Raw genomic sequence first — 21,922 nt, 5'->3', positions numbered from 1 at the left:
CCGGTCGGCGCCACTGATTGCGCACAGCTCGCACGGACGGCGCCAGGATCGTGCGAGCTGTGCGCAATAAGTCGGGAAAGGGGACGGGGTCAGGCGACGGCGCGCAGGAACTTCTCGAGCACCGGCCCGGCCGTGGATGCGCCGCCCTCACCCTCGACGACGAGGACCGCGACGGCGAGGTCACCCTGGATCCCGATCATCCAGGCGTGCTCCTTGAGCGCGCCCGCCTCGCCGAACTCGGCCGTGCCGGTCTTGGCCAGGACGGGTGCGCCCGGGACGTCGAGGAGGAAGTCGGCGCTGCCCTGCTCCACGACGCCGCGCATGAGCGTCTGCAGCTGCTTGGCCTCGGCAGCGGTGATGGGGTTGCTGGGCGTGGGGGTGGCACCGGTCGGCGACGCGGCGGGCGACCCCGACGCGGCGGGCGAGGCGGGCGAGGCGGACGCCGACCCGGACGGCGACGCGGTCGGCAAGGCGGACGAGCCTGCACCACCGTCACCGTCCGAGGCATCCGGCTCCACACCCGTCACGAGGGTGGGCGTCACCGTCTTGCCGGCCGCGATGGAGGCGGCGACCGTGGCCATGCCGAGCGGGGACGCCTGCACCTTGGACTGACCGATCATCGACGCCGCCTCGTCGGTGCCGGGCTTCGGCGTCGGCACCGACCCGAGGAACGTCGGCACCCCGAGGGAGGGGTCGGCCGTGAGCCCGAGCCCCGCCGCAGCAGTCGGCAGCGCCGCCGGCTCGAGGTCCGCTCCCAGCCGCATGAACGCCGTGTTGCACGAGTTCGCGAACGCCGTCGAGAACGGCACCTTGCCCAGCGCGTCCTTCGGATAGCTGTCGACGTTCTTGAACTGGCGGCCGTCCACGACGAAGGTCTGGGTGCACTCGACGGGCGTCGATGGCGTCACACCCGAGCGCAGCAGGGCCAGTGTCGACACGGTCTTGAAGGTCGATCCCGGCGGGAAGCGTCCCTGCGTCGCCGTCGACTGCCCGTTGCTCCCGGGCCCGCTGGCGGCGGCGAGGACCGCTCCGGTGGACGGGCGGATCGCGACGATCGCCGAGGCCGGCTCGATATCCGCGAGAGCCGCCTCCGCTGCGTTCTGGGTCGCGATGTCGAGGGTGACCGTGACCGGCTTCCCCGCGACCGGCGCTGTCTCGAAGAGCACACGAGGGTCACCCCCGCCGACAGCCGACACGGTCACGCCGGGCTGCCCGGAGAGCTGCGCGTTCTGCGCCTCCTGGATGCCTCCCTTGCCAACGACGTCACCCGCCGAGACGGTGCCACCGGACTTCTCGATGATCTCCGCCGTCGCCTCCCCGACGGTCCCGAGGATGGGCCGCGCGAACGTCGCCGTCGGAGCGAGCTCCCGCGTGCCCGCCACGAGGAAGACACCCGGTGCGTCCACCGCCCGCGCGGCCTGCTCCTCCGGGCTCCCCGAGCGCACGGTGATCGCCTCGACGAACGCCTTCGGCCCGGCCTGCTGGACCGCCGTGACGAACTTGTCGACGTTGATGTCGAGCGCCGTCCCGAGTGCCCGTGCCGACGTCGCCGCGGCCGCACCCGACACCTTGGTCTTGTCGATGCCGACCCGCTGGATGGGTCGCTCCGTGACGATGGGCTTGCCGTCGGGGCCGAGGATGTCGGCGCGCTCGGCCTGGGTTCGCTTGAGGCGCAACGTCTCCGCGTCGGTGAGGTCGGGCGCCACCATCGCCGGCGACCACACCCCGGTCCACGTCTCGTCGCCCTTGCGCAGCTCCACGGGGGTCTCATAGGTCCACGGCTTCTCGGCGCCCGGCACCGACCACTCGTGCCGCAGGGTCGCCGTCGCGGACCCCGACTCGGGCTCGGTCACCGAGGCCACGGACACGGCGTGCTTGGCACCCTCCATGTCCTCGACGATCGCGGCGAGCCCCTCCCCCTCACCGGTGGGCTCCCCCGTCACGACCCCCGGGGGCAGCTCGCCGGCGGCCAGCCCGGCAGCGACCTTTTCGGCAGCCGCCCGTGCCGCTCCCGTGTCCCGGCCCAGCCAGGTCCACGCGCCCCACGCTCCCCCGGCGACGAGCGCGAGGACGAGCACCGCGATCCCGACCTTCGTTCCCCACCCACGTGAAGCCACCACTCACACCCTTCCGGCGTCGACGTGCGAACCCCGGGTCGGAGCCGCACCGTCACTCTGTCAGGGGGTCGCCGCAACGTGCACGCTCCCGACCGTCTCTCCCGTCGATCCTCACGCAATCGTCACACTGCCGTGACGCGCCGACGACGACGCGCGGACGGCATACCGAGAGAACGTGGAGGTTCCGCTCAGCTCACGAAGAGGCAGAACGGGTGCCCGCTCGGGTCGGCGAGGACATAGAGCGGCTCCTCGTCGTCGGTGCGGTCGAGCCGGAGTGTGGCTCCGAGCCGCAGCGCGATGTCCTTGTGCCGCTCGAGCTCCTCGACGCTGTCGAAGGTGTAGTCGATGTGCGCCTGCATGGGCACGTCGTCATCGGGCCAGGTGGTCGGCGTCAACGTCTCGACCTGCTGGAAGGCGAGCTGGCGCGTCCCGTCGGGCTGGGTGAGCACGAGCCAGTCGAGGTCGTCCGGACTGCCGTCGGTCGGGGGCTCGTCGCCGGCGCGATAGACGAGACCGAGCAGCTGCCGATAGAACTCCGCGAGCTCGCGCGGCCGCTCCGTGTCGAAGGACGTGTGCACGTATGCCGGGTGGTCGCCCATGCCTTCCGTCCTACCACTGCGAGCGGGCCGCCGCGACCAGCCGCCGCCCCAGGGCCAGCACCGCCGCCCGGACCTCGTCACCCACCTCGACCGTGAAGTCGGCCGGGAGCCCGGCGAGGTCGGCCGCGTAGGCCGCGGGGTTGCTCGTGCTGCCGACGAGCCGACAGCGCCTCGCCCCAACGGGTTCGACGCGACCCATCGTCCGCGGGAGGTGCCGCTCGACCACGTCGGCGGGCGCCCCCACGACGACCTCGACGGGGTGGTCCCACCCCTGCCCGAGGTGCTGCTCGAGTGCGCTCACCGGCTCGAGGTCCGCCGGAGGTTCGAAGGTCTCGGGCACGACCTCGACCTGCGTGACCCGGTCGATGCGGTAGGCGCGCGTCGCATCCGAGGTGCGCGAGTGGCACAGGAGGTACCAGCGGCTGTGCCGGACGACGACGGCCCATGGCTCGACGTCGAGGGTGAGGTCGCGACCGGCCTCGGTCCGATAACCCAGCCGCACGACCTGTCGGTCGACGCACGCCCGCACGAGCCGCGCAGTGGCCTCCGGCGTGGGTCGCGACGCTGAGCGGTCGGGCGCTGCCTCCGCAACTCGACGCACCGTGTTCGCCTCTGCCGCAACGGATTCCGGCAGGGTTCGCAAGATCTTGCCGATGCCGCTGCCGACGGGGTCCTGGGTGTCGTCCGGGTCGTGGTGCCCGTCGAGGACCGCCATGACGAGACCGAGCGCCTCGGCCGGCGTGAAGAGCAGCGGTGGCGGCCGCAGCCCACGGCCGGGCCAGTAGCCACCCGCCGGTCCGGAGGTGGACGTGATCGGTATGCCGACCTCGCGCAGCATCGCGACGTAGCGCCGGGCTGCCCTTGGCGAGACGCCGAGCCGTTCCCCGATCGCGTCGGCCGTGACGCCCGGTTGGCCCTGGACGAGCTCGAGGGTGAGAAGCGCCCGCGCGGTCGGGCTGGTCTCGCGGGCTGGGGCGACCATGCCGAGAAGTCTGGCCCAGGTTCTGTCATTGCGGAAGTGGTTCGTCCGCAACCGGTCCTACGGTGACTGCCATGACCGAGATCGTGCTCTTCCACCACATCCAGGGCCTCACCCCCGGAGTCGTCGCCTTCGCCGACGCGCTCCGCGAGGCCGGCCACACCGTGCACACTCCCGACTTGTTCGACGGGCGCACCTTCGACTCCATCGAGGAGGGGCAGGAGTACCTCGCCGAGGTCGGCTTCGCCGAGACCCGTGCGCGTGGCGTCGCCTTCGCCGAGGGGCTGCCCGAGCGAATCGTGTATGCCGGGTTCTCGCTGGGCGTCATGCCGGCTCAGCAGGCGCTGCAGTCCCGGCCGGGGGCGCTGGGCGGACTGTTCTACCACTCCTTCGCCGACCCGTCGTTCTTCGGCGAGTGGCCCGAGGGGGTGCCGGCGCAGATCCACTCGATGGACGCCGACCCGTTCTTCGTCGGCGAGGGCGACCTGGAGGCCGCGCGCCCCTTCGTCGACGCCCACGACGACGTGGAGCTCTTCCTCTACCCCGGCGACGGGCACCTCTTCACGGACAGCTCGCTGACGGCATACGACGAACCGGCAGCGCGCCAGGTGCTCGACCGCTCGCTCGCGTTCCTGGAGCGCCTCGGATGAGCGACCCGGTGCCCGGGTCCGATGTCACGCCCTGGGAGCCGCTCGACGGCGACGAGGCCGACCACGTGCTGGGCGCGCTCGAGCGACTGCGCTGGACGTTCCGGTGGAAGGCCGACGATCTCGGCGCGCAGCAGCTGCAGGCCACGGTCGGCGCCTCGTCGCTCAGCCTCGGCGGCCTGCTCAAGCACCTCGCGGTGCAGGAGGACCACGCCTTCGCGGCGAAGATCGCGGGCGAGCCGATGCCGGACGCGTGGGCGGACAACGGCTGGGACGAGAACCCCGACTGGGAGATCGACTCGGCCGCGGACGACGACCCGCAGGACCTCTACCGCGCCTACGACGCGGCGGTGGAGCGGTCCAGGGAACGCCTCGCCGCCCCGCTCGCGGCTGGCGGTCTCGACCGGCCCGCGGCCATCACGACCGACAGGGGCGAACGGGTCGGGCGGCGTCGGGTCCTGCTCGACCTCGTCGAGGAGTACGGCCGCCACACCGGTCACGCCGACCTGCTGCGAGAGGCGGTCGACGGGCGCACCGGCGAGGACCCCCCGGACGGCTGGCGCCCGACGTCGTGACCTCACCGGGGGCGGCGCGACCGCGCGCGCAGACAGCGCGACCCTGAGCGCACGCAGCGCGACCGCGCACGCGCGCCGCGCGACCGCGAAGGTGCGCGGACGGCATACGGTGAGAGCCCACGACGAAAGGGCGACGTGATGAGCGATGTGGCAGGGCAGTCGGGAAGTGCGCCGGACGCGGCGCGGGTGGCGCGACCGGGGACGGATCCTCAGGCGGTGCTGACACCGTTGACGCCGTCCGCGATGTTCCTCGTCATCAGGGTGCGCGACGGTGGCGAGGACGGGATCCGGGAGACTCTCGGCGCGGTCAACGACCTGCGCAAGTCGGTCGGGTTCCGCATCCCCGAGGGGCAGCTGACGTGCGTCGTCGGGATCGGGTCGGACCTGTGGGACCGGATCTTCACGGGTCCGCGGCCGGCGAAGCTGCACCCGTTCGAGCAGCTCGACGGACCGCGGCACACCGCACCGTCGACGCCCGGCGACGTGCTCCTGCACATCCGGGCGCAGCGGATGGACCTGTGTTTCGAGCTCGCCCAGCTCATCGTGGGTCGGCTCGGCGACGCCGGCGAGGTCGTCGACGAGGTGCACGGGTTCCGCAGCTTCGACGAGCGCGACCTCCTCGGGTTCGTCGACGGCACGGCCAACCCCGAGGGCGCCGCGGCAGCGGACTCGGTCATCGTCGGCGACGAGGACCGCGACTTCGCGGGCGGCAGCTACGTCATCACCCAGAAGTACGTGCACGACCTCGCGGCCTGGGACGCCCTCACCGTCGAGGAGCAGGAGCGCGCGATCGGGCGGACCAAGCTCGACGACGTCGAGTTCCCCGACGACGAGAAGGCGCCGGACAGCCACGTCACGCTCAACACGATCCACGACGAGGACGGCAACGAGCGCGACATCATGCGCTTCAACATGCCGTTCGGGCGCGTGGGGTCGGCGGAGTTCGGGACGTTCTTCATCGGCTACGCGCGCGACCCCGGCGTCACCGAGCAGATGCTGCAGCACATGTTCCTCGGCAACCCGCCCGGCACGACCGACCGGATCCTCGACTTCTCGACGGCGCAGACCGGGTGCCTGTTCTTCGTGCCGACGCTCGACTTCCTCGACGACCTGCCCGATGCCCCCTGAGCCGTTCCCGCGCCGGGGGCTCCACGCACCTGAGTCTCCACGCACCGAGGTGAGCCGGTATGCCGTCCGCGCGCGGACGGCATACCAGTCACCGTGGTCAGGGTTTGCCCACAATTCATCGGATGTCCTTCATCTGCTCGTCGGGTCGGGCCACGCTGGCGGACATGACAACCCCTCCCCCTTCCTCGTCCAACACCCCTGACTCGAGTGGCGCCGTCTCCGGCGGCCCTGTCTCGAGTGACTCTGGTTCGGGTGGCCTCCGGCCGAGCCGGCGCACCATCCTCGGTGGCGGCACCGCCGCCGCGGCCCTCGCCGCCACGGGCTCGCTCCTGCCGGCCTCGGTGCACCGCGCCATGGCGGCACCGATGCGCACGGGCGGTCTCGAGCAGGTCGAGCACGTCATCCTGCTCATGCAGGAGAACCGGTCCTACGACCACTACTACGGCACGCTGCGCGGCGTCCGCGGCTACGGCGACCGGCACCCGCTGCGGCTTCGCGACCCCGAACCGGGCGAGCTGCCGAACGTCCTGGCGCAGCCGCGCTCGTTCAGCGGCACCGTCCTGCCGTTCTCGCTGCGTGAGGCCGCCAAGGCGGCGGGACGCTCGAACGACGACATCCAGTACCTCGGCGACCTGCCGCACGGATTCTCGGACGCGACGCGCGCGTGGGCGGACGGCTGGTGGGACCAGTGGGTGCCGGCCAAGACCGTGACGACGATGACGTACTACGACCGTCGCGACATCCCGCTCCAGTACGAGCTGTCCGAGACGTTCACCGCGCTCGACGCCTACCACTGCTCGGTCTACGGCTCGACGAACCCGAACCGCAACTACTTCTGGACCGGCACGACCGGCTACGAGCCCGGCAGCACGACCCAGCGCGCGGTGACGAACGCCGCCTACAACTACGCCCACAAGGGCTACGACTGGACGACGTACCCGGAGCGGCTCGAGGCGGCCGGGGTGTCCTGGCAGATCTACCAGGAGTGGGACAACTTCACCGACAACGCGGTCGAGTACTTCAAGCCCTGGAAGGAGATCGGCCGCAAGATCCTCGCCCACGTCGACGGGGCGTACCTCACGACGGAGGCGTTCTACGACTCTCTGCCCGGCAAGTCGGCGTCCGAGCAGGACCGGTTGCTGGCGCAGTTCGAGACCGGGCGGGCGTCGCTGTCGGAGGCCGAGCGCTCGCTCTTCGACCGGGCGGCGTACCGCAGCCGCCCGGGCACGCTGCTCGAGCGGCTCGGCGCCGACATCAAGGCGGGAACGCTGCCGAAGGTGAGCTGGCTCGTGCCGACCGCGGCGCTGTCCGAGCACCCCGGCGCATCGACGCCGGTCGGGTCGGCGAACCTCATCCACGACCTGCTCGACCTCGTCGCCTCCGACCTCGACACGTGGTCCAAGACGGCGATCCTCATCAACTTCGACGAGAACGACGGGTACTTCGACCACGTGCCGCCGGCCACGCCCCCGCGTCCGGCGAGCGGCGCCGGTCCGGACTGGTACGACGGTCGACCCATCGGCCTCGGACCGCGCGTGCCGATGACGATCGTGTCACCGTGGACCGTCGGCGGGTTCGTCGACTCGTCGATCGCCGACCACACATCGACGCTGCGGTTCCTCGAGCTCGTCACGGGCGTGCGCGAGCCGAACATCTCGGACTGGCGGCGGTCGGTCTGCTCGGACCTGACGTCGGCGTTCGACTTCGCCCGGCAGGGGTCGCCGCCCGCGCTGGCCGAGCCGGGGCCGGTGCCGTCGAAGCGTGCCCGGTGGCGTCCGTCGGCCCCGTCCGATCAGGAGCTGCCGCTGCAGGAGCCCGGCCGCCGTCCGGCGCGTGCGCTGCCCTATCGTCCGTCGGCTTCCGTTGCGGTGGAAGGGAATTCGGTGTCGGTGTGGGTTGCCGGTGGGGCGGCGACGGACGTGCCGTTCGCGGTCTACCCGTATGCCGCGAGCGCGTCTCGCCCGGAGTACGTCGTGGCTGCGGCGGGCTCGCCCGAGACGGTGACGCTCGGGGCGGCTGACGGGCGCTGGGACGTCACGGTGCAGGGTCCGGACCGGTTCTGGATGGACTCTGCCGGTGCGCTGTCCGGTGCTGCGGCGGGCCTCGTCGTGTCGCACGAGTATGTCGAGAAGCGGCCGAACCTCGGGCTGGTGCTGACGAACCGCGGGTCGGAGGATCTCGTCGTGACGGTGTCGGCGCTCGCGTATCGCGGTGGGTCGCGGCCGGTGCGGCTCAAGGCCGGCGCGACGAAGAAGCTCGTGTGGGAGACCGACCAGGGCTGGTACGACGTCGAGCTCACGGTCGCCGAGGACTCCGACTGGCGGCTGCGGCTCACCGGTCATGTCGAGACCGGTCGCGACTCCGTGACGGCCTGACCGACGGGCGCGACGACGCTTGGGCGCGGCGACGCGCGGGCGAGGCTTCGCGCGAAGGCGCGCGGCCGGCATACCGGAAGATCGGTATGCCGGCCGCGCGTCTTGCGTTGTGCCGCAGCGGTTCTCGCCGTGGTCAGCGTGTGGTGTAGCCGCCGTTGGCGAAGATCGTCTGGCCGGTGATCCACCAGCCCTCGGTCGCGAGGAAGTGGACGATGGGCGCGATGTCCTCGATTTGGGTGAGCTGACCGCCCATCGCCTGCGACTTGTGGAACTCGACGCGCTCGGGCGTCTCCTGGCCGTAGAAGAACGGGGTGTCCATCGGGCCGGGCGCGATGGCGGTGACGGAGATGCCGCGCTCGGCGAACTCCTTCGCGGCCGCCCGGGTGAAGTGCTCGACCGGGCTCTTGCCGCCGGCGTAGGTGGAGTAGCCGTCGGTGAACGCGCCGAGGAGCGAGGTGACGATGGTGATGACCTTGCCGCCGTCGGCGAGGTTCTTGCCGGCCTCCTTGATGAAGAAGTACGCGGCCTTGGCGTTGACGTCGAACATCGAGTCGTACTCCTCCTCGCTCGTCTCGACGATCGGCTTGCGCAGGACCTTGCCGACGGTGTTGACGGCGACGTCGATCGGCCCGAGGGCCTCGGTCGCGTCGGCGAAGAGCTTCTCGACGTTGGCGGGCTGGGTGAGGTCACCCGTGAGCACGACGGTCTTGCCGCCCGCGGCCGCGACGTCGGCGCGCGTCTGCTCGGCATCCGCGCGGCTCGACTCGGAGTTGTAATGGATGGCGACGTTGCCGCCGGCCTGCGCGACCTGGCGGGAGATGAGGCCGCCGAGGTTCTTCGCGCCGCCGGCGATGAGGACGTTCTTGCCCTGGAGGGTGTGCTCGGTCATGACTGTCGCTCCTGAAGGCTCGTGGTGCGGGATGTCGGGTGTAGCGGTGATCGATCCGTGTATATCGGTGCTACACCGCTAATGTAGCACTGTGACAGCGGAGGTGCAGAGCGATACACGGACGCGGCTGCTCGATGCCGCGGCCGATCTCATCGCGTCCGCTCCGGGCGAGGAGATCTCGCTGCGCGCCGTGTGCGACGCCGCCGGCGTGAAGATGCCGACGCTCTATCACTTCTTCGGCAGCAAGCAGGGGCTGCTCGAGGCGGTCGTCGAGCGTGGCTTCGACCTGTACCTCGCGCGAAAGGAGTCGGCCGAGTCCAGCGGCGACCCGATCCGTGACCTGCGCGCCGGCTGGGACGCGCACGTCGAGTTCGGGCTCGAGAACCCGGGCTTCTACGCACTGATGTACGGCACGGTCCGGCCCGGCTACTCGCCCCCGGCACAGTCCCGCCCGAGCGAGCTGCTGCGGGCCATCACCGAGGCGGCCGAGGAGCAGGGACGGCTCGTCGTCCCGGCGGACCAGGCGGCGGCGCACGTGCTCGTCGCGAACATCGGGGTCACCCTGCGCCAGATCGTCACCGGCGAGCGGGACGACGCCCTCTCGGCCGCGGTCCGCGAAGGCGTGATCGCTGCGATCACCGGCTCCACGGCATACGAAAAAGGCTCTGGCACAACGCGATCCGCGATCGAGCATGCGGCGGCTCATCCGGACGTCCTCGGGCCGGCGGAGACGCGCCTCTTCATCGAGTGGGCGAAGCGCCTCGAGGCATCGTCGTCGTGATGCGCGGCCACCGGGGCGACTCTCCTGCTCTCCTGCTCTCCTGTGCCACGATCTCGACATGGCTCTCGACGAGACGGACCTGACCCACCTGAGGCGGTGCGTCGAGCTGGCGCGCGAGGCACTCGACGACGGGGACGAGCCGTTCGGTTCGGTCCTCGTGGACGCCTCGGGCCAGGTGCTGCGGGAGGACCGCAACCGCGTCAAGGGCGGCGACCAGACGCGGCACCCGGAGTTCGAGCTCGCGAGGTGGGCGACCGAGCACGTGGCGCCCGAGGACCGGGCCGGCTGCACGGTCTACACCTCGGGCGAGCACTGCCCGATGTGTTCCGCCGCGCACGCGTGGGTCGGGCTGGGGCGGATCGCGTATGCCGTCTCGACCGAGCAGCTCGTCGAGTGGCTTCGCGAGTGGGGCGTGGGACCGTCGCCGGTCCGGCCACTCTCGGTGCAGGAGGTCGCGCCGGGCGTCACCGTCGACGGGCCGGCTCCGCAGCTCGAGGCCGAGGTGAGGGAACTGCATGCTCGGCTGCACGGCATACGGAATGACTGAGTCGACGGCGACCACGCGGGTGACCGCGGCACGCGGCGGTCAGACCACCCGCGTCATGACGCAGTTCTTCGTGCCCTTCGGGCGGTCGTAGGTGAAGCCGGCGCGCTCGAACAGGGCGCGCGTGCCGGAGTAGAGCACCGAGACGCGGGCGCCGGCGTTGTCGTGCGGGTACGCCTCGACCGTGCCGCCGCCGGCCTCGGCGATGAGGTCGAGGACGCCTTGGACCGCGACGGCCGAGACGCCGCTGCGGCGGTAGCGCTTGTCGACGAAGAGGCAGGTGATCCGGTAGTCGGGCGGTTGCGTCGTCGTCGCGTCGTAGTCCTTGCGGTGGTAGATGTTCGGGAGCTCGGCGGGCGGCCCGAACTGGCACCACGCGATCGCCTCGTCACCGTCCATGACGACGGCGGCGTGGGAGCGGCCGGCGCGGACGAGGCGCTCCTTGAGGGCGCGGTTGTCATCGGCGTCGTAGGTCTTGTCGGCCGACATCGTGTGGAAGAAGGTGCACCAGCAGCCGCCGAAGACGCCGTTGTGGCGCTCCATGAGGGCGGCGTAGGCGTCCCAGGTCGACGCGTCGAGCGGGCGCACGGTGAGGCGCGCGAGGTCGACGTCGACCACCTTCGTCCTGGGGGACATGCACGTCAGGCTAGCGGGAGGCCGACAGGCCGGGACCGCTAGCGCCGGTCGCCCCGCGGAGCTCGTCATCTCGATGCGGAACACGTCGGTCGCCGCCAGAGATCCTCAGTCATCCGAATCTTGGGTCACCTGAAAGTCACGACGCCTCGCTTCGGTAGCAAAGCGCGGCACGGCGGAACGTTCCAGAATCCCGAGAAGTCTCGACATCGTCAGTGGCGGGCGGCTCCCATCGACGACTTGTCCGACCAGAGCGAGGCGAACGCGCGACGGGTGGAGGTCCAGTTGATCGAGCAAGAAGTCATCTGGGTGCACGACAGTCAACGAATGGGGATCGACCGAGGATGCGGGAAAGTCCTTGGTGTTCATCGTGACGAGGACCTCCGCTTGACCCCGTACCGCGGCCGCCAGAACATGACGGTCCTTGGGGTCGCAGGTCATCGAGACCACCAAGTCCTCGTAGTCGACAACGGAGGCGTCGGGGAAGGCAGTACGCATCGCGGAGACCCGACGGGCCGCCGCCTCCGGACCCACCCTGCGCGCAAGGTTCCGCTCCAGCTCAACGAGAACGTCCTCCGACCACAAAATCCGGTACGCGCCGACTTCCGCCAATCGGAGGAAGGTGTCGTTGAGCGTGCCACCGAAGAGTGCGCACGTGTCGAAGAAGACCGGGAACGCCACAGTCAGCGCGTCCGAGGAGGGGGACCATCCGTGGCGTCGTACAGGCCATCCTCCTGACCTTGCCGCTGCATCTCGGCCAGCGTGTGTCGTCGGTCCGCACGCTGTTGCTTCTGGAACTCCACGAGGTCGCTGAGGCGCACGAAACGGTGACGTCCCGGCTTCTCCATCGGGAGATCGCCCCGCTCGAGCATCCGCACCAACGTCGGCCGGGAGATGCCCAGGTAGTCGGCAGCTTCCTGGGTGGTGAGCAACGCGTTGAGCGGCGCCACCGACACACCCATCCCGTCGGCAAGGGCCTCAGCGACCTGCTTGAGGACGGCGAACATGGCAGGCGGGAGCTCGAGGCGCGTCCCGTCGGCTGCAACCAGCGACGGCGTCACCTTCGGCGCACGACCGCCGGCAGCCTCCAAGGCTCGGACGATGTCGAGGATCTGCGCGTCCTCGCGGTCATTCGCGATGTAGGTGTGCGGTGCAGACACTGCAGCTGTGCGTGTGCGGCTCATGGCGACCTCCCTGAGAGTGCCCTCAGCCTACATCGAAACGAACAAAACGAACAGTTGCACCAACGGGCCTTCAGTCGCCCGACTCACCCGGTCTGCTCGCGCAGGTACCTCCCGAAGTGCGGCACGGTGAACGCGATCCGCCCGCGCTCGCCGGAGTAGATCAACCCCTTCTTGAGCAGTGCATCCCTTGCGGGAGAAAGGGATTGGGGCTTGCGCTTCAGGTGTGCCGCGACGTCGGCCGTCGGAACGGACTCGATCTCGTCGAGCGCCTCCTCCCCCGCCTCGGCCACCGCGAACGCCACGTCGGCCATGGCCCGCAGGTACTCCCGCTCCCCCGGCGTCGCCCGCTCGAACCGCGACCCGAAGAACCCGACCGCCAGCTCCGACTCGGCCTCCGGCGCCGCGACCCGCACGTCCTCGGCCGTCACCGGCGACGCCGCGGCGACGTCCCACACCGCCTTGCCGTACGCCTGGATGAAGTACGGGTAGCCGCCGGTCGCGGCATACATCGCGTCGAGCGCTGCAGAGTCGTATGCCGCCCCCTCGTCCTCCGCGGGCAGCTCCAGCGCCGCGTCGGCCGCCGCCCGCGGCAGCCGGTCGATGCGGGAGTATCGAAAAAGCCTCTCGGAGTATGACTTTGAGGCCGATAGCACCGCCGGCAGGTGCGGCAGCCCGGCCCCGACGACGATGACCGGCAGACCCGACTGCGACAGTTCGTGGCAGGCCGCACACAACGCCGACACGTCATCGGGCCCGAGGTCCTGCATCTCGTCGATGAAGACCGCGATCCCCCGTCCCGTGTCCGCCGCGAGCCCACCGAGGTCGGTGAACAGCTCGACGAGGTCGATCTCGATGTCGCCGGAATCTGCCCGTCCGGTCACGGCCGGCGCGTCGATGCCCGGACTCCACTTCTCGCGCAGCTTCGCCCCGGCCGGCGCGCTCCGCTGGGCGAACGCCTTGATGACGCCGAGGACGTGCTGCACCTCGTTCTCGCTCGGGTGACCGAGCTCGCGCACCGCCTGGTGCAGCGCCGAGGACAGCGGCCGCCGCAGCGACTGGTCCGGCCGCGCCTCGAGCTTGCCGGTGCCCCACTTCGCGCGAACAGCCGCTGACCGCAACGCATTGAGCAGCACCGTCTTGCCGACACCGCGCAGCCCGGTGAGGACGATCGAGCGCTCGGGCCGCCCGCGCGACACCCGCTCGAGCACGACCTCGAACGCGTCGAGCTGCTCGTCACGACCGGCGAGCTCGGGCGGGCGCTGACCGGCGCCGGGGGCATAGGGATTACGGATGGGATCCACGATCGGACCGTATCGCGCTTTCTAGCGCGGACGGCATACATCCGAATAAGCCCGTATGCCGTGTCGCGCCGCGCCGCGTTACCGCAACGCCCGCAGTCAGCGTCGCCGGCGTTTGAGGTACGCGGTCAGCTCGTCGTACTCACCGCTGCTGTTGGAGTACAGCGCATAGTTCTTCGCCGTCTCCATCCACTCACCGATGCTCGGCCGGACACTGGCCACCGCGTCACGCAGGTGCTGCGCGGTGATCGGCCGCACCTGGCCCGCCGCCATCGACTCTTCCATCGCCGACTCGGTGGCCTGCTCGCACACGAGGGCGATGTCGGCGCCGGAGTAGCCGTCCGTCGCCTTGGCAAGCTGTCCCACATCGACCCGGTCCATCGGCCGCGAGCGCAGGTGGAGCGAGAAGATCGCCTCCCGCGCCTCGCGATCCGGAGGAAGGACGAGCACCGTGCGGTCGAACCGTCCTGGACGCAGCAGCGCGGAGTCGACGTCCCACGGATGGTTCGTCGCGGCGAGGACGAACAGGCCCTCGTTGTCAGTCGAGGCGCCGTCGAGCTCGGCCAGCATCTGGTTGACGACACCCCGCATCGCGCCCGCACCACGGAGCTGAGCGCGCTTCTGCCCCAACGCATCCAGCTCGTCGAAGAAGAGGACGCACGGCCGGTTGCGCCGTGCCGCGTCGAAGATGCTGCGCAGGTTCCGCTCGCTGCTGCCGATGTACATGTCGAGGACGTCGGCGAGCCCGACCTCGTAGAAGCTCGCGCCCAGCTCCCCCGCCACCGCCCGCGCGATGAACGTCTTGCCGCACCCCGGCGGGCCCCAGAGCACGAGACCGCCGCGCAGCGACTTGCCGAACGTCGCGCGCAGCTCCGGGTTGCGCATCTGCATGAGGAACGACTGGTTGAGCCGCTTCTTCACGTCGGCGAGCCCACCGACGTCGGCGAGGGTGACGCCCGGGCGACCCAAGGTGCCGACCTCGGGCTCGCGCGCCGCCTCGCTCTCGCTCCATTCCGCGAACAGGTCCTCCGGCGAGTCCGGCATCGTGCCGGCATAGGCAATCTCCACGGGGTCGGTCGACGAGTCGCTCCCCTCCGGTTCCCCGTCGCTCACCGTTGGCTCGTTCCCCTGTATGCCGTCCGCCCCCCGTATGCCGTCCGCTTCCCGTATGCCGTCCGCGCGCCCGGGTGCACCCGCTCCCGTTGCCGGGTCCCCGCCCTGCGAAGGCGAGGCGCTGGACGGTGAGCCGCCCAGGGCGGCGAGCAGGCGGGCATACGCATCCGCTCTGTCGATGTCGCCGAGGCGGCGCGCCGCGGACTCGGCCACCGTCAACGCGCCGAGGTGGTCGGGACGTCCGGCGAGCACCGCCGACGCCTCCGCGAGCGCCTCATCGGTGCGCCCGTCGGCGCTCAACAGGCTGGCGACGTGGACCCGTACGTCGTGGTTGCCCGGGTCGGCGGCGAGGGAGGCGCGCAGGGCGGCGATGACTGGCTCGTTCGACACATCGAGCACGCTAGGGCCTGCGCTGATCCGACGGACAGCTTTCTGCGAAGGATTCCTCGATGCTTCATCCCAAAGCCCCGCGCGAACTGCACTCCGCTCAGTAGGGTGACCGCCACCATCTCACCCCCGGGGGACCCCATGACCGACACCCAGTCCGACTCCGAGCACGCCCGCGCTCGCGCGCTCCTCGAGCTCGGCCGCGGCGCCGAGGCCGAACGGTTGCTGCGCGGCGCCCTCGCCCAGTCCCCCGAGGACCCGTGGGTCATGGTCGACCTCGGGCGCGCGTTGCTCATCCAGAAGCGAGTCGACGAGGCGCGATCCATTACGGCTGATGCGGTGAACCGGGCGCCGGACTCCCCGCTGGTGCTGTACATCCACGGGATCGCGCAGCGCGCCGCCGGACAGGAGCGGGAGGCCCTGCAGACCTTCGACCGTGCCCTGTACTTCGCGCCCGAGTTCGCCGACCTACACGTCCAGCGTGGACACGCGCTGCACAACCTCGGACAGCCGGGGCCGGCTCTGGAGAGCTTCACCAGGGCGCGGGCGCTCGACCCCGAGGACGCCGAGATCCCCGCCGCCATCGGCGGGGCGCTGTTCGATCTCCGTCGCCCCGAGGAGGCTCGCAAGGCGGTCGCCGAGTCCCTCGCCATCGACCCCAACTGCGCTGACGCGCACCGCATCAACGCCCTGCTCGACCTGCGTGGCGGCTCGAGTCGCGATGCGGTGGCGTCGTCGCGGGACGCCGTTCGCCTCGACCCCACCAACGCCCAGGCGCGTGAGCAGCTCGCCCTGACGATGAAGGCGCGCAACCCGCTCTATCGCTGGATGTGGCGCTACTCCGACTGGCTGGACTCGCTGCCCGGTGGGGCGCGCTGGGCCGCCCTGCTCGCGCCCCTGTTCCTCATCCGGATCTTGCGCGCGGGTGAGGGATCGACCCTCACGAACGTCGCCGTCAGCGTCGTCATCACCGTCGTCGCGATCAGCTGGCTCATCGAACCGCTGATGAACGCGGTCCTGCTCGCCAGCCCCTATGGCCGCGGGTTGCTGCCGACGATGACGAAGCGGGCCACGATGGCCTCCCTCGGCTTCATGGTCGCCGCGCTCGTCGCGGTCGGGCTCGCCCTGACGACCGGTCCCGAGACCTTGTTCCTCGTGGCGGTCGGGAGCGCGCTCTGGGCGGCTGCGGCGGGTTCGCTGCACAGTCTCCCGGCGAACCGGTTGCGCGCCGGGTGGGTGGTCGTGGGGCTGGTCGCCGCCGTCGCCGTGCTCGCGTTCGCGCTCGCCCTCGCCGGTGTGGCCGCCGCAGCTCCGCTCGCCTTCGTCCTCATGCTCAGCGGCGTGGCGGCGACGTGGGTCGTGGCGCTCTCGTCAAGGTGACCGGCACGGCATACGACGTTGTCGTTCGTATGCCGTGACGCTCACCGCGGTCGCTCGCTCACCGCGGCGCGGTCGTCAGTCAGGTCTGTCAGGCCTCGTCCGGCGCACAGACGTCGGCGAGCCGCGCGAGACCGCGCCGCAGGGAGGCCGACTGTGCCGGTGTGAGGGCTTCGGCGAGGAGCTCGTCCTCGATGCGCCGGATGCGCTTCTTGGCAGTGCGGTATGCCGCGCGGCCGGCTCGCGTGAGCGTCACCGTGCGCTGCCGCTTGTCGTCGGCCGCCTCCCTCGTGATCAAAGAACGTCCCTCGAGGTCGTCGAGGTGACGGCCGAGGCGGGTGGGGTCGCGGCGAGTGCGCTTCGACAGATCCGCTTGCGAGAGGGCCTGGCCGGTCGCGAGCTCTGTGACAATGGCGTACTCCCACATCGACAGGCCGACGTCCTGAAGGATCGGCCCCTCAAGCTCGGCGAGCCGCGGCAGGATCCGGGCGAAGAGAGCCCCCAGGTCGGGATCGCTGGTGGACGCTCGTTCGGGGCTGGTCATGCGACTCCTCTACCGCGGTAGATCAAAATCGTCTACGGTGGTAGACGATTGGCCCGACCGGGACGGAGGAGCCGTGGACATCACCATCTTGCACCGCATCAATGCGGACATCGCTGCATCCCTGACCGAGGCGAGCCGCGGGGACCTTGATCGGCCAACCGCTGCCGGCGGGTCGGTGCTCGAGGTTCTCGAGGGCTTCGCGGCCGAGCAGCGGCGGGTTCTCGGGGTGTTGGAGGTCGCTGCCCCGGACGGTGACGCCTCCGTGGGCGACGCGCTGTTGGGAGGCGTGTCGCAGAATGGCGAGGACTTCGGTGACCTGCTCGCAGCGGACGTGCGGGCGAGGGCCCGTCTAGTGGAGGTGGCCCTCGCCGAGGCGTCGGGGAGCGCGGCCGCCTCGCTCCATGCCGAGCACACGATGGCCGCGATCGAGGCGTGCCGGCAGCTGGAGCGGGCTCTGGGTCTCGACTGACAAACCTCGTCCGAGGGCGTTGTCAGTGGTGGCTGCTTGACTGTTTCTATGAGCACCGCAGCCGTCCTTCCGCCCCGTGGGGATGCGGTCGCGGCTGCCATCGCGGACGGGCACGCGGCGGTGGATCGGATCCTGGCGTCGGTGGCGTCGAGCGCGGTGACCGGCGGGGCCGGGCGCGACTGGAAGGGGCCGTTGACCGAGCTGGAACGGCTCGGGCGGAGGGTGGAGGCGGCTCGGTTGCGGATCATCGCGCGCGCCGAGAGTGACGGGGTGGCCGAGTCGGCAGGGTTCGCCGACACCGGGTCGTGGGTGTCTCGGCACACCCAGCAGAACCAGCGCGATGCCGCCGCGGATGCGGCGATGGCGGCCGAGCTCGGCGACGGGCCCGCTGGCCTCGACGCCGATGGTGACGCGGGCGCGCCGGGTGGGACGCTGCTCGCCGCTGTCAGCGACCACCCCGGCACCGGGCCTGGACCCGACACCTCCGGCGAGGCAGGAACCGGCTCTGCGGAGGCTGGGCAGGCGGGGCGCACCGCAACCGGGCGAGCGTTGGATCGTGGGGACATCTCGGCGGCGCACGCGAAGGTCATTGTGGCCGCGTTGCGGGACCTGCCCGACACCGTCGACGCCGGCGGACGGGACGAGTGTGAGGCGGAGCTGCTCCGGCTCGCGCAGAACCGGACTCCGGCGAAGCTGCGGATCGCCGCCCGCCGCGTCCTGAAGGTCGTCAGTTCCGACCCGGTCGAGGTCGACGCGCACGAGAACACCCTCGTCACCAGCGACGAGGACTGGGCGTGGCAGGCGGCAGCGTTCTGGGTCAAGGACAACCACGACGGCACGATGACCGGCCAGTTCACCGTGCCCTGGCTCGCCGGCGCCCAGCTCAAGAAGATCATCGACGCCATGACCGCACCCCGCCGCCGCACCGGAGCCCTCACCCGCGACGCTGCCGGCACCCGGGCAACCGCGGGGACCGCGGAGAGCGTGGGGACCGCGGGGAGCGTGGGGACCGCGTCGAGCGACGGCGCCGGCTGGAAGGGCGAGCAGCTGGACTGGCAACACCGGCGCGGAGTCGCGTTCACCGAGCTCCTCGGGCACCTGCCCACCGACCACCTCGACGACAAGATCGCCGCCACCATCGTCGTCACCACCAGCATCGACACCCTGCGCGGCCAGCTGCGCGCCGCCGGCACCGACGTCGGCGACCACGTCTCCGCCGGCGACGTGCGCCGCCTCGCCTGCGGCGCCGGGCTCCTACCGCTGGTCCTCGCCGGCGACCCCCCAACCCCTCGACCTCGGCCGACAACGCCGCTGCTTCACCAGCAACCAGAAAGCCGCCCTCGCGCACCTGTACGACTCGTGCGCCGTGCAGGGCTGCGACCGCCCCTTCGCCTGGACCGAGCTGCACCACCTCGACCCCTGGGCATCCGGCGGGCGCACCGACCTCACCCGCGCCATCCCCCTGTGCGGACAACACCACCGCTGGATCGACCGCACCGACCTCACCTGGACCCTCCACCGCGACGACCGCGGCGCCTGGACGATCCGGTTCCACGACCCCCACCGACGCGACGACCCTCATCGACAACCCTAGGGCTGACCCGCCCCGCCCCCGCCACTCACCCCAACTCCCTCGCGCGTGCTCGCGCGCCGCCGCACCCCGACCTGCCAAGGCCGTGCTTGCCCTGCCCGGACCTGTCCGCCGCCTTCGCGACGGCGCGCATCGCCCGACTGCCCAGCGGTGGGCAGCAAGGGAGCTCGCGGTGGCTCAAAGCACGACGCAAGATCAGAGCATCAGCCCGGGGTGCGGTGGCCCGAAGCACGACGCAAGATCAGAGCATCAGCCCGGGGTGCAGTGGACCGAAGCACGGCGGAAGACCAGAGCAACGCAAGACAGGACCAGAACATCACCCCGGCCCGCCAGTGGCCCGAAGCACGACGCAAGATCAGAGCACTCCGATCCCACACCCCGCAGCCCAGTGCTTCGGCGTTGTTCCAAAGTACGGGTCAAGACCAGAGTGTTGAGGACGAGGCAGTGTGCGCCAAGCCCGAGCGATCCACGAAGACGAGGAGAACCATGGCTGACCCCCACCACGCCATCGCGACCCGCAACCGGCTGCTCGCCGCGGACATGTTGGCAGCGCTCACTCCGGAGCAGTGGGCCACGCCGAGCCTCTGCGAGGGGTGGACCGTCCGCGAGATCGCGGGCCATCTCATCGCGCCGCTGGAGTCCGACTTCACGTGGCGCAGCGTCCTGGGCATCATCGTGCGCTACCGCGGCGACCTCGGGCGCTACGTCGACGAGCAGACCCGCGAGCGCTCGGCGCGACCGACCGACCAGCTCGTCGCCCGGCTGCGCGATCTCGCCGACACCGAGCTGACCGTGCCGTTCACCGGGTCCGGCGGACCGATGGCCGACTCCGCCATCCACCTGCGCGATGCCGCACGGCCCCTCGGCATCGACGTCAGTCCCGATCTCGATGCGTGGCGCGCAACGCTCGACTTCCTCACGTCCAAGCCAGCCATGCGCGGCTTCGTGACCAAGGACCGGCTGCGCGGACTCCGGCTCGTCGCCACCGACCAGGACTGGGCATGGGGTGAGGGAGACGAGGTTCGCGGCGCGAGCGAAGCCGTGGCGATGGCCGTCGCCGGCCGCGCCCACGCCCTGGCCGACCTCGACGGGCCGGGCGTGGCGGTCCTGCGCGACCGCATACCGGGCGACCCGTGACCGTCGAGTCGTGACGCGCCGTCTGGTCATGACGTCTCATGGGCGCCGACGCGCAATGCCGACGCACAGGGAACACAGGGAACCGGACAGCCCCGAGCTCCGTCCCAATGACATGACGCTGGTAGCCATCCCTCGCCTCCGCCCGTTCACGACTGTCGCGACCACGCTCGCCGCTGTCGCCCTCGCGCTCGGCCTCAGCGCCTGCGGCGACGCGCAGCCCGCCGACGGCACCGCGCAGCAACCCTCGCCGTCGGGATCATCGAGTGTGGACGCCGACTCCACCGCTGGCCCCGGCCCCGCCCAGGGACAGATCGTCCAGGCCGACGACCTCGTCGTCGCGCAGGGCTCGCTCTACCAGAAGTCCTCGACCAGCCCGGTCGAACTGTGCTTCGTCATGGCGCAGTCCTACCCGCCCCAGTGCAGCGGCCCGACCGTTGTCGGCGACATCGACTGGGACGCACTCAAGCCCGAACGCGCGAGCGGCGTGACGTGGACCGGCATGGTCTGGGTCGTCGGGACGTACGACCCAGACGCGGGCGAGCAGGGCACCGTCACCCTCGACCGCGCCCCGAGTCTCACTCCGCCGCCCGGAGCTCCGAGCGACCCGGACCCGCGGCCGTCCGACGGCGCCTTCCCGCAACTGTGCGAGGACCCGTATGCCGGGGGCGGGCGCAAGGGTGGAGGCACCCCCGAGCAGCAGGCTGCGCTGTCGCAGAAGCTCGAGTCGCTCGACGGCTACATCGGCTCGTGGGTGTCGAACGGCTCCGACCTCTACAACGTCCTCGTCACCGGTGATGCTGCGGCGGCTCACAAGGAGCTGCGGACCGTGTGGCCGGGTGGGCTCTGCGTCGAGCAGCGCGACGCCCCGACCCAGGCCGACCTCACCGCTGCGCAGGAGGCGCTGACCAAGGCCGGTCTCGGCATCACGACGGCACCCGATGCGCAGACCGGGCGACTCACTGTCCGAGTGACGGCGCTGGACCAGGCGACGTGGGACAAGGTGCTGACGACGGTCGAGCCCTGGCTCGCGCCGAAGGACCTCGCGGTCACCTCGGAGTTCCAGCCCTACGCCGGCGGCTGACCCGTCGACAACGTATGACCCGTTGGTGCGCACTCCGGCCGGCAGGCACAGGTGAGCCAGCCGGCGTGTGCACCGAGGGGCGCGGACGGCATACGACAAAGGGACAGGTCAGGGAACCTGCGGCTCGCTGCCGTCGGCGGTCTCCATCGACTTGCCCGCCGCATGCCACGCGCGCATGCCGCCGTCGAGGTTGGCGACGTCGTAGCCCTGCTGCTCGAGCCACGGCAGGGTCCGCGACACCCGGCCACCGCTGCGGCAGGTGACGACGAGCGGCTCGTCCCGGTCGAGGAACGGTGCGAGCTCGTCGATCCGCGCCGGCAGCTCACTCATCGGGATGTGCACGGCCCCCGGCGCGTGCCCGCGGTCCCACTCGTCCTGCTCGCGGATGTCGAGGATCGGGGCGTCGTCGGCGAGGTCGGTGATCTGGACCTGCTGGAACTCACTCATGCCCCGACGCTACCCAATCCGCCGCGG

Annotated in this window: 22 protein-coding genes; 11 read left to right on the top strand and 11 right to left on the bottom strand. The window is 71.0% G+C overall.

What is annotated here, in order from left to right; translation table 11 throughout:
• Window positions 1-89 precede the first annotated feature (89 nt).
• The 3 genes from BCF74_RS14015 to BCF74_RS14005 all read right to left on the bottom strand — a co-directional run bounded on the left by BCF74_RS14015 (window position 90) and on the right by BCF74_RS14005 (window position 3,698).
• On the bottom strand, window positions 90-2,117 hold the full coding sequence (locus BCF74_RS14015) for a penicillin-binding transpeptidase domain-containing protein (RefSeq protein ID WP_106298582.1): 2,028 nt from the start codon (window positions 2,115-2,117) through the stop codon (window positions 90-92).
• 188 nt (window positions 2,118-2,305) lie between these two features.
• Window positions 2,306-2,716: a VOC family protein gene (locus BCF74_RS14010; RefSeq protein WP_106298581.1), complete on the bottom strand. Its 411-nt coding sequence runs from the start codon at window positions 2,714-2,716 to the stop codon at window positions 2,306-2,308.
• Between the two features lie 10 nt (window positions 2,717-2,726).
• Window positions 2,727-3,698 (bottom strand): helix-turn-helix transcriptional regulator, encoded by a 972-nt coding sequence (locus BCF74_RS14005; protein WP_106298580.1) that lies wholly within the window; start codon window positions 3,696-3,698, stop codon window positions 2,727-2,729.
• Window positions 3,699-3,769: 71 nt separating this feature from the next.
• Here BCF74_RS14005 and BCF74_RS14000 point away from each other — a divergent pair, with 71 nt between their 5' ends.
• From BCF74_RS14000 to BCF74_RS13985, 4 genes are all read left to right on the top strand, one after another.
• Window positions 3,770-4,345: a dienelactone hydrolase family protein gene (locus BCF74_RS14000; RefSeq protein WP_106298579.1), complete on the top strand. Its 576-nt coding sequence runs from the start codon at window positions 3,770-3,772 to the stop codon at window positions 4,343-4,345.
• On the top strand, window positions 4,342-4,917 hold the full coding sequence (locus BCF74_RS13995; protein ID WP_106298578.1) for a mycothiol transferase: 576 nt from the start codon (window positions 4,342-4,344) through the stop codon (window positions 4,915-4,917). The genes BCF74_RS14000 and BCF74_RS13995 overlap by 4 nt, the downstream gene beginning before the upstream one ends.
• Window positions 4,918-5,055: 138 nt before the next feature.
• On the top strand, window positions 5,056-6,045 hold the full coding sequence (locus tag BCF74_RS13990) for a Dyp-type peroxidase (RefSeq protein WP_106298577.1): 990 nt from the start codon (window positions 5,056-5,058) through the stop codon (window positions 6,043-6,045).
• Window positions 6,046-6,209: 164 nt separating this feature from the next.
• Window positions 6,210-8,420 (top strand): phosphocholine-specific phospholipase C, encoded by a 2,211-nt coding sequence (locus BCF74_RS13985; RefSeq protein WP_106298601.1) that lies wholly within the window; start codon window positions 6,210-6,212, stop codon window positions 8,418-8,420.
• 133 nt (window positions 8,421-8,553) lie between these two features.
• On the opposite strand, the gene BCF74_RS13980 is transcribed toward BCF74_RS13985, so the two are convergent.
• On the bottom strand, window positions 8,554-9,309 hold the full coding sequence (locus BCF74_RS13980) for an SDR family oxidoreductase (protein WP_106298576.1): 756 nt from the start codon (window positions 9,307-9,309) through the stop codon (window positions 8,554-8,556).
• Between the two features lie 91 nt (window positions 9,310-9,400).
• Between BCF74_RS13980 and BCF74_RS13975 the strand changes: the two genes are divergently transcribed.
• On the top strand, window positions 9,401-10,090 hold the full coding sequence (locus tag BCF74_RS13975; protein ID WP_218279279.1) for a TetR/AcrR family transcriptional regulator: 690 nt from the start codon (window positions 9,401-9,403) through the stop codon (window positions 10,088-10,090).
• Between the two features lie 58 nt (window positions 10,091-10,148).
• Window positions 10,149-10,637, top strand: a complete 489-nt coding sequence (locus tag BCF74_RS13970) for a nucleoside deaminase (protein ID WP_106298575.1) — start codon at window positions 10,149-10,151, stop codon at window positions 10,635-10,637.
• Window positions 10,638-10,676: 39 nt separating this feature from the next.
• On the opposite strand, the gene BCF74_RS13965 is transcribed toward BCF74_RS13970, so the two are convergent.
• The 5 genes from BCF74_RS13965 to BCF74_RS13945 form a co-directional block, all read right to left on the bottom strand.
• A complete protein-coding gene (locus BCF74_RS13965) occupies window positions 10,677-11,270 on the bottom strand; it encodes a GNAT family N-acetyltransferase (RefSeq protein ID WP_245889371.1) in 594 nt (197 codons plus the stop codon).
• 105 nt (window positions 11,271-11,375) lie between these two features.
• Window positions 11,376-11,948, bottom strand: a complete 573-nt coding sequence (locus BCF74_RS13960; protein ID WP_106298573.1) for a PIN domain-containing protein — start codon at window positions 11,946-11,948, stop codon at window positions 11,376-11,378.
• Between the two features lie 2 nt (window positions 11,949-11,950).
• Complete coding sequence (locus BCF74_RS13955; RefSeq protein WP_106298572.1) at window positions 11,951-12,451, bottom strand: helix-turn-helix domain-containing protein; 501 nt, start codon at window positions 12,449-12,451, stop codon at window positions 11,951-11,953.
• Between the two features lie 83 nt (window positions 12,452-12,534).
• Entirely contained in the window at window positions 12,535-13,752 is a 1,218-nt protein-coding gene (locus BCF74_RS13950; protein ID WP_106298571.1) for an ATP-binding protein, read from the bottom strand.
• A 96-nt stretch (window positions 13,753-13,848) separates the two neighbouring features.
• On the bottom strand, window positions 13,849-15,252 hold the full coding sequence (locus tag BCF74_RS13945) for an ATP-binding protein (protein WP_146132979.1): 1,404 nt from the start codon (window positions 15,250-15,252) through the stop codon (window positions 13,849-13,851).
• A 105-nt stretch (window positions 15,253-15,357) separates the two neighbouring features.
• Here BCF74_RS13945 and BCF74_RS13940 point away from each other — a divergent pair, with 105 nt between their 5' ends.
• A complete protein-coding gene (locus BCF74_RS13940) occupies window positions 15,358-16,629 on the top strand; it encodes a tetratricopeptide repeat protein (protein WP_146132978.1) in 1,272 nt (423 codons plus the stop codon).
• 88 nt (window positions 16,630-16,717) lie between these two features.
• Here BCF74_RS13940 and BCF74_RS13935 read toward each other — a convergent pair whose 3' ends face one another.
• Window positions 16,718-17,170, bottom strand: coding sequence for a MarR family winged helix-turn-helix transcriptional regulator (locus tag BCF74_RS13935; RefSeq protein WP_106298569.1), 453 nt, complete (start codon window positions 17,168-17,170; stop codon window positions 16,718-16,720).
• A 73-nt stretch (window positions 17,171-17,243) separates the two neighbouring features.
• Here BCF74_RS13935 and BCF74_RS13930 point away from each other — a divergent pair, with 73 nt between their 5' ends.
• From BCF74_RS13930 to BCF74_RS13915, 4 genes are all read left to right on the top strand, one after another.
• Complete coding sequence (locus BCF74_RS13930; protein ID WP_106298568.1) at window positions 17,244-17,639, top strand: hypothetical protein; 396 nt, start codon at window positions 17,244-17,246, stop codon at window positions 17,637-17,639.
• A gap of 48 nt (window positions 17,640-17,687) precedes the next feature.
• Entirely contained in the window at window positions 17,688-19,664 is a 1,977-nt protein-coding gene (locus tag BCF74_RS13925) for a DUF222 domain-containing protein (protein ID WP_106298567.1), read from the top strand.
• A 52-nt stretch (window positions 19,665-19,716) separates the two neighbouring features.
• Entirely contained in the window at window positions 19,717-20,367 is a 651-nt protein-coding gene (locus tag BCF74_RS13920; RefSeq protein WP_106298566.1) for a maleylpyruvate isomerase family mycothiol-dependent enzyme, read from the top strand.
• 112 nt (window positions 20,368-20,479) lie between these two features.
• Complete coding sequence (locus BCF74_RS13915; protein ID WP_106298565.1) at window positions 20,480-21,448, top strand: hypothetical protein; 969 nt, start codon at window positions 20,480-20,482, stop codon at window positions 21,446-21,448.
• Between the two features lie 108 nt (window positions 21,449-21,556).
• Here BCF74_RS13915 and BCF74_RS13910 read toward each other — a convergent pair whose 3' ends face one another.
• The gene (locus tag BCF74_RS13910) at window positions 21,557-21,895 is read right to left on the bottom strand and encodes a rhodanese-like domain-containing protein (protein WP_106298564.1); all 339 of its coding nucleotides are present in this window, start codon (window positions 21,893-21,895) and stop codon (window positions 21,557-21,559) included.
• Between the last annotated feature and the right edge of the window lie 27 nt (window positions 21,896-21,922).

The sequence above is a fragment of the Knoellia remsis genome, assembly GCF_003002895.1.
Taxonomy (GTDB): domain Bacteria; phylum Actinomycetota; class Actinomycetes; order Actinomycetales; family Dermatophilaceae; genus Knoellia; species Knoellia remsis.
Note: the sequence above shows the minus strand (reverse complement) of the source record. Positions and strands in the feature narration are given on the sequence as shown.

Excerpts from the sequence above, each read along its gene's own strand:
- BCF74_RS14010 (WP_106298581.1), bottom strand. The coding sequence starts at position 2,716 with ATGGGCGACCACCCGGCATACGTGCACACGTCCTTCGACACGGAGCGG.
- BCF74_RS14005 (WP_106298580.1), bottom strand. The coding sequence starts at position 3,698 with ATGGTCGCCCCAGCCCGCGAGACCAGCCCGACCGCGCGGGCGCTTCTC.
- BCF74_RS14000 (WP_106298579.1), top strand. The coding sequence starts at position 3,770 with ATGACCGAGATCGTGCTCTTCCACCACATCCAGGGCCTCACCCCCGGA.
- BCF74_RS13995 (WP_106298578.1), top strand. The coding sequence starts at position 4,342 with ATGAGCGACCCGGTGCCCGGGTCCGATGTCACGCCCTGGGAGCCGCTC.
- BCF74_RS13990 (WP_106298577.1), top strand. The coding sequence starts at position 5,056 with ATGAGCGATGTGGCAGGGCAGTCGGGAAGTGCGCCGGACGCGGCGCGG.
- BCF74_RS13985 (WP_106298601.1), top strand. The coding sequence starts at position 6,210 with ATGACAACCCCTCCCCCTTCCTCGTCCAACACCCCTGACTCGAGTGGC.
- BCF74_RS13980 (WP_106298576.1), bottom strand. The coding sequence starts at position 9,309 with ATGACCGAGCACACCCTCCAGGGCAAGAACGTCCTCATCGCCGGCGGC.
- BCF74_RS13970 (WP_106298575.1), top strand. The coding sequence starts at position 10,149 with ATGGCTCTCGACGAGACGGACCTGACCCACCTGAGGCGGTGCGTCGAG.
- BCF74_RS13965 (WP_245889371.1), bottom strand. The coding sequence starts at position 11,270 with ATGTCCCCCAGGACGAAGGTGGTCGACGTCGACCTCGCGCGCCTCACC.
- BCF74_RS13955 (WP_106298572.1), bottom strand. The coding sequence starts at position 12,451 with ATGAGCCGCACACGCACAGCTGCAGTGTCTGCACCGCACACCTACATC.
- BCF74_RS13935 (WP_106298569.1), bottom strand. The coding sequence starts at position 17,170 with ATGACCAGCCCCGAACGAGCGTCCACCAGCGATCCCGACCTGGGGGCT.
- BCF74_RS13925 (WP_106298567.1), top strand. The coding sequence starts at position 17,688 with ATGAGCACCGCAGCCGTCCTTCCGCCCCGTGGGGATGCGGTCGCGGCT.
- BCF74_RS13920 (WP_106298566.1), top strand. The coding sequence starts at position 19,717 with ATGGCTGACCCCCACCACGCCATCGCGACCCGCAACCGGCTGCTCGCC.
- BCF74_RS13915 (WP_106298565.1), top strand. The coding sequence starts at position 20,480 with ATGACGCTGGTAGCCATCCCTCGCCTCCGCCCGTTCACGACTGTCGCG.
- BCF74_RS13910 (WP_106298564.1), bottom strand. The coding sequence starts at position 21,895 with ATGAGTGAGTTCCAGCAGGTCCAGATCACCGACCTCGCCGACGACGCC.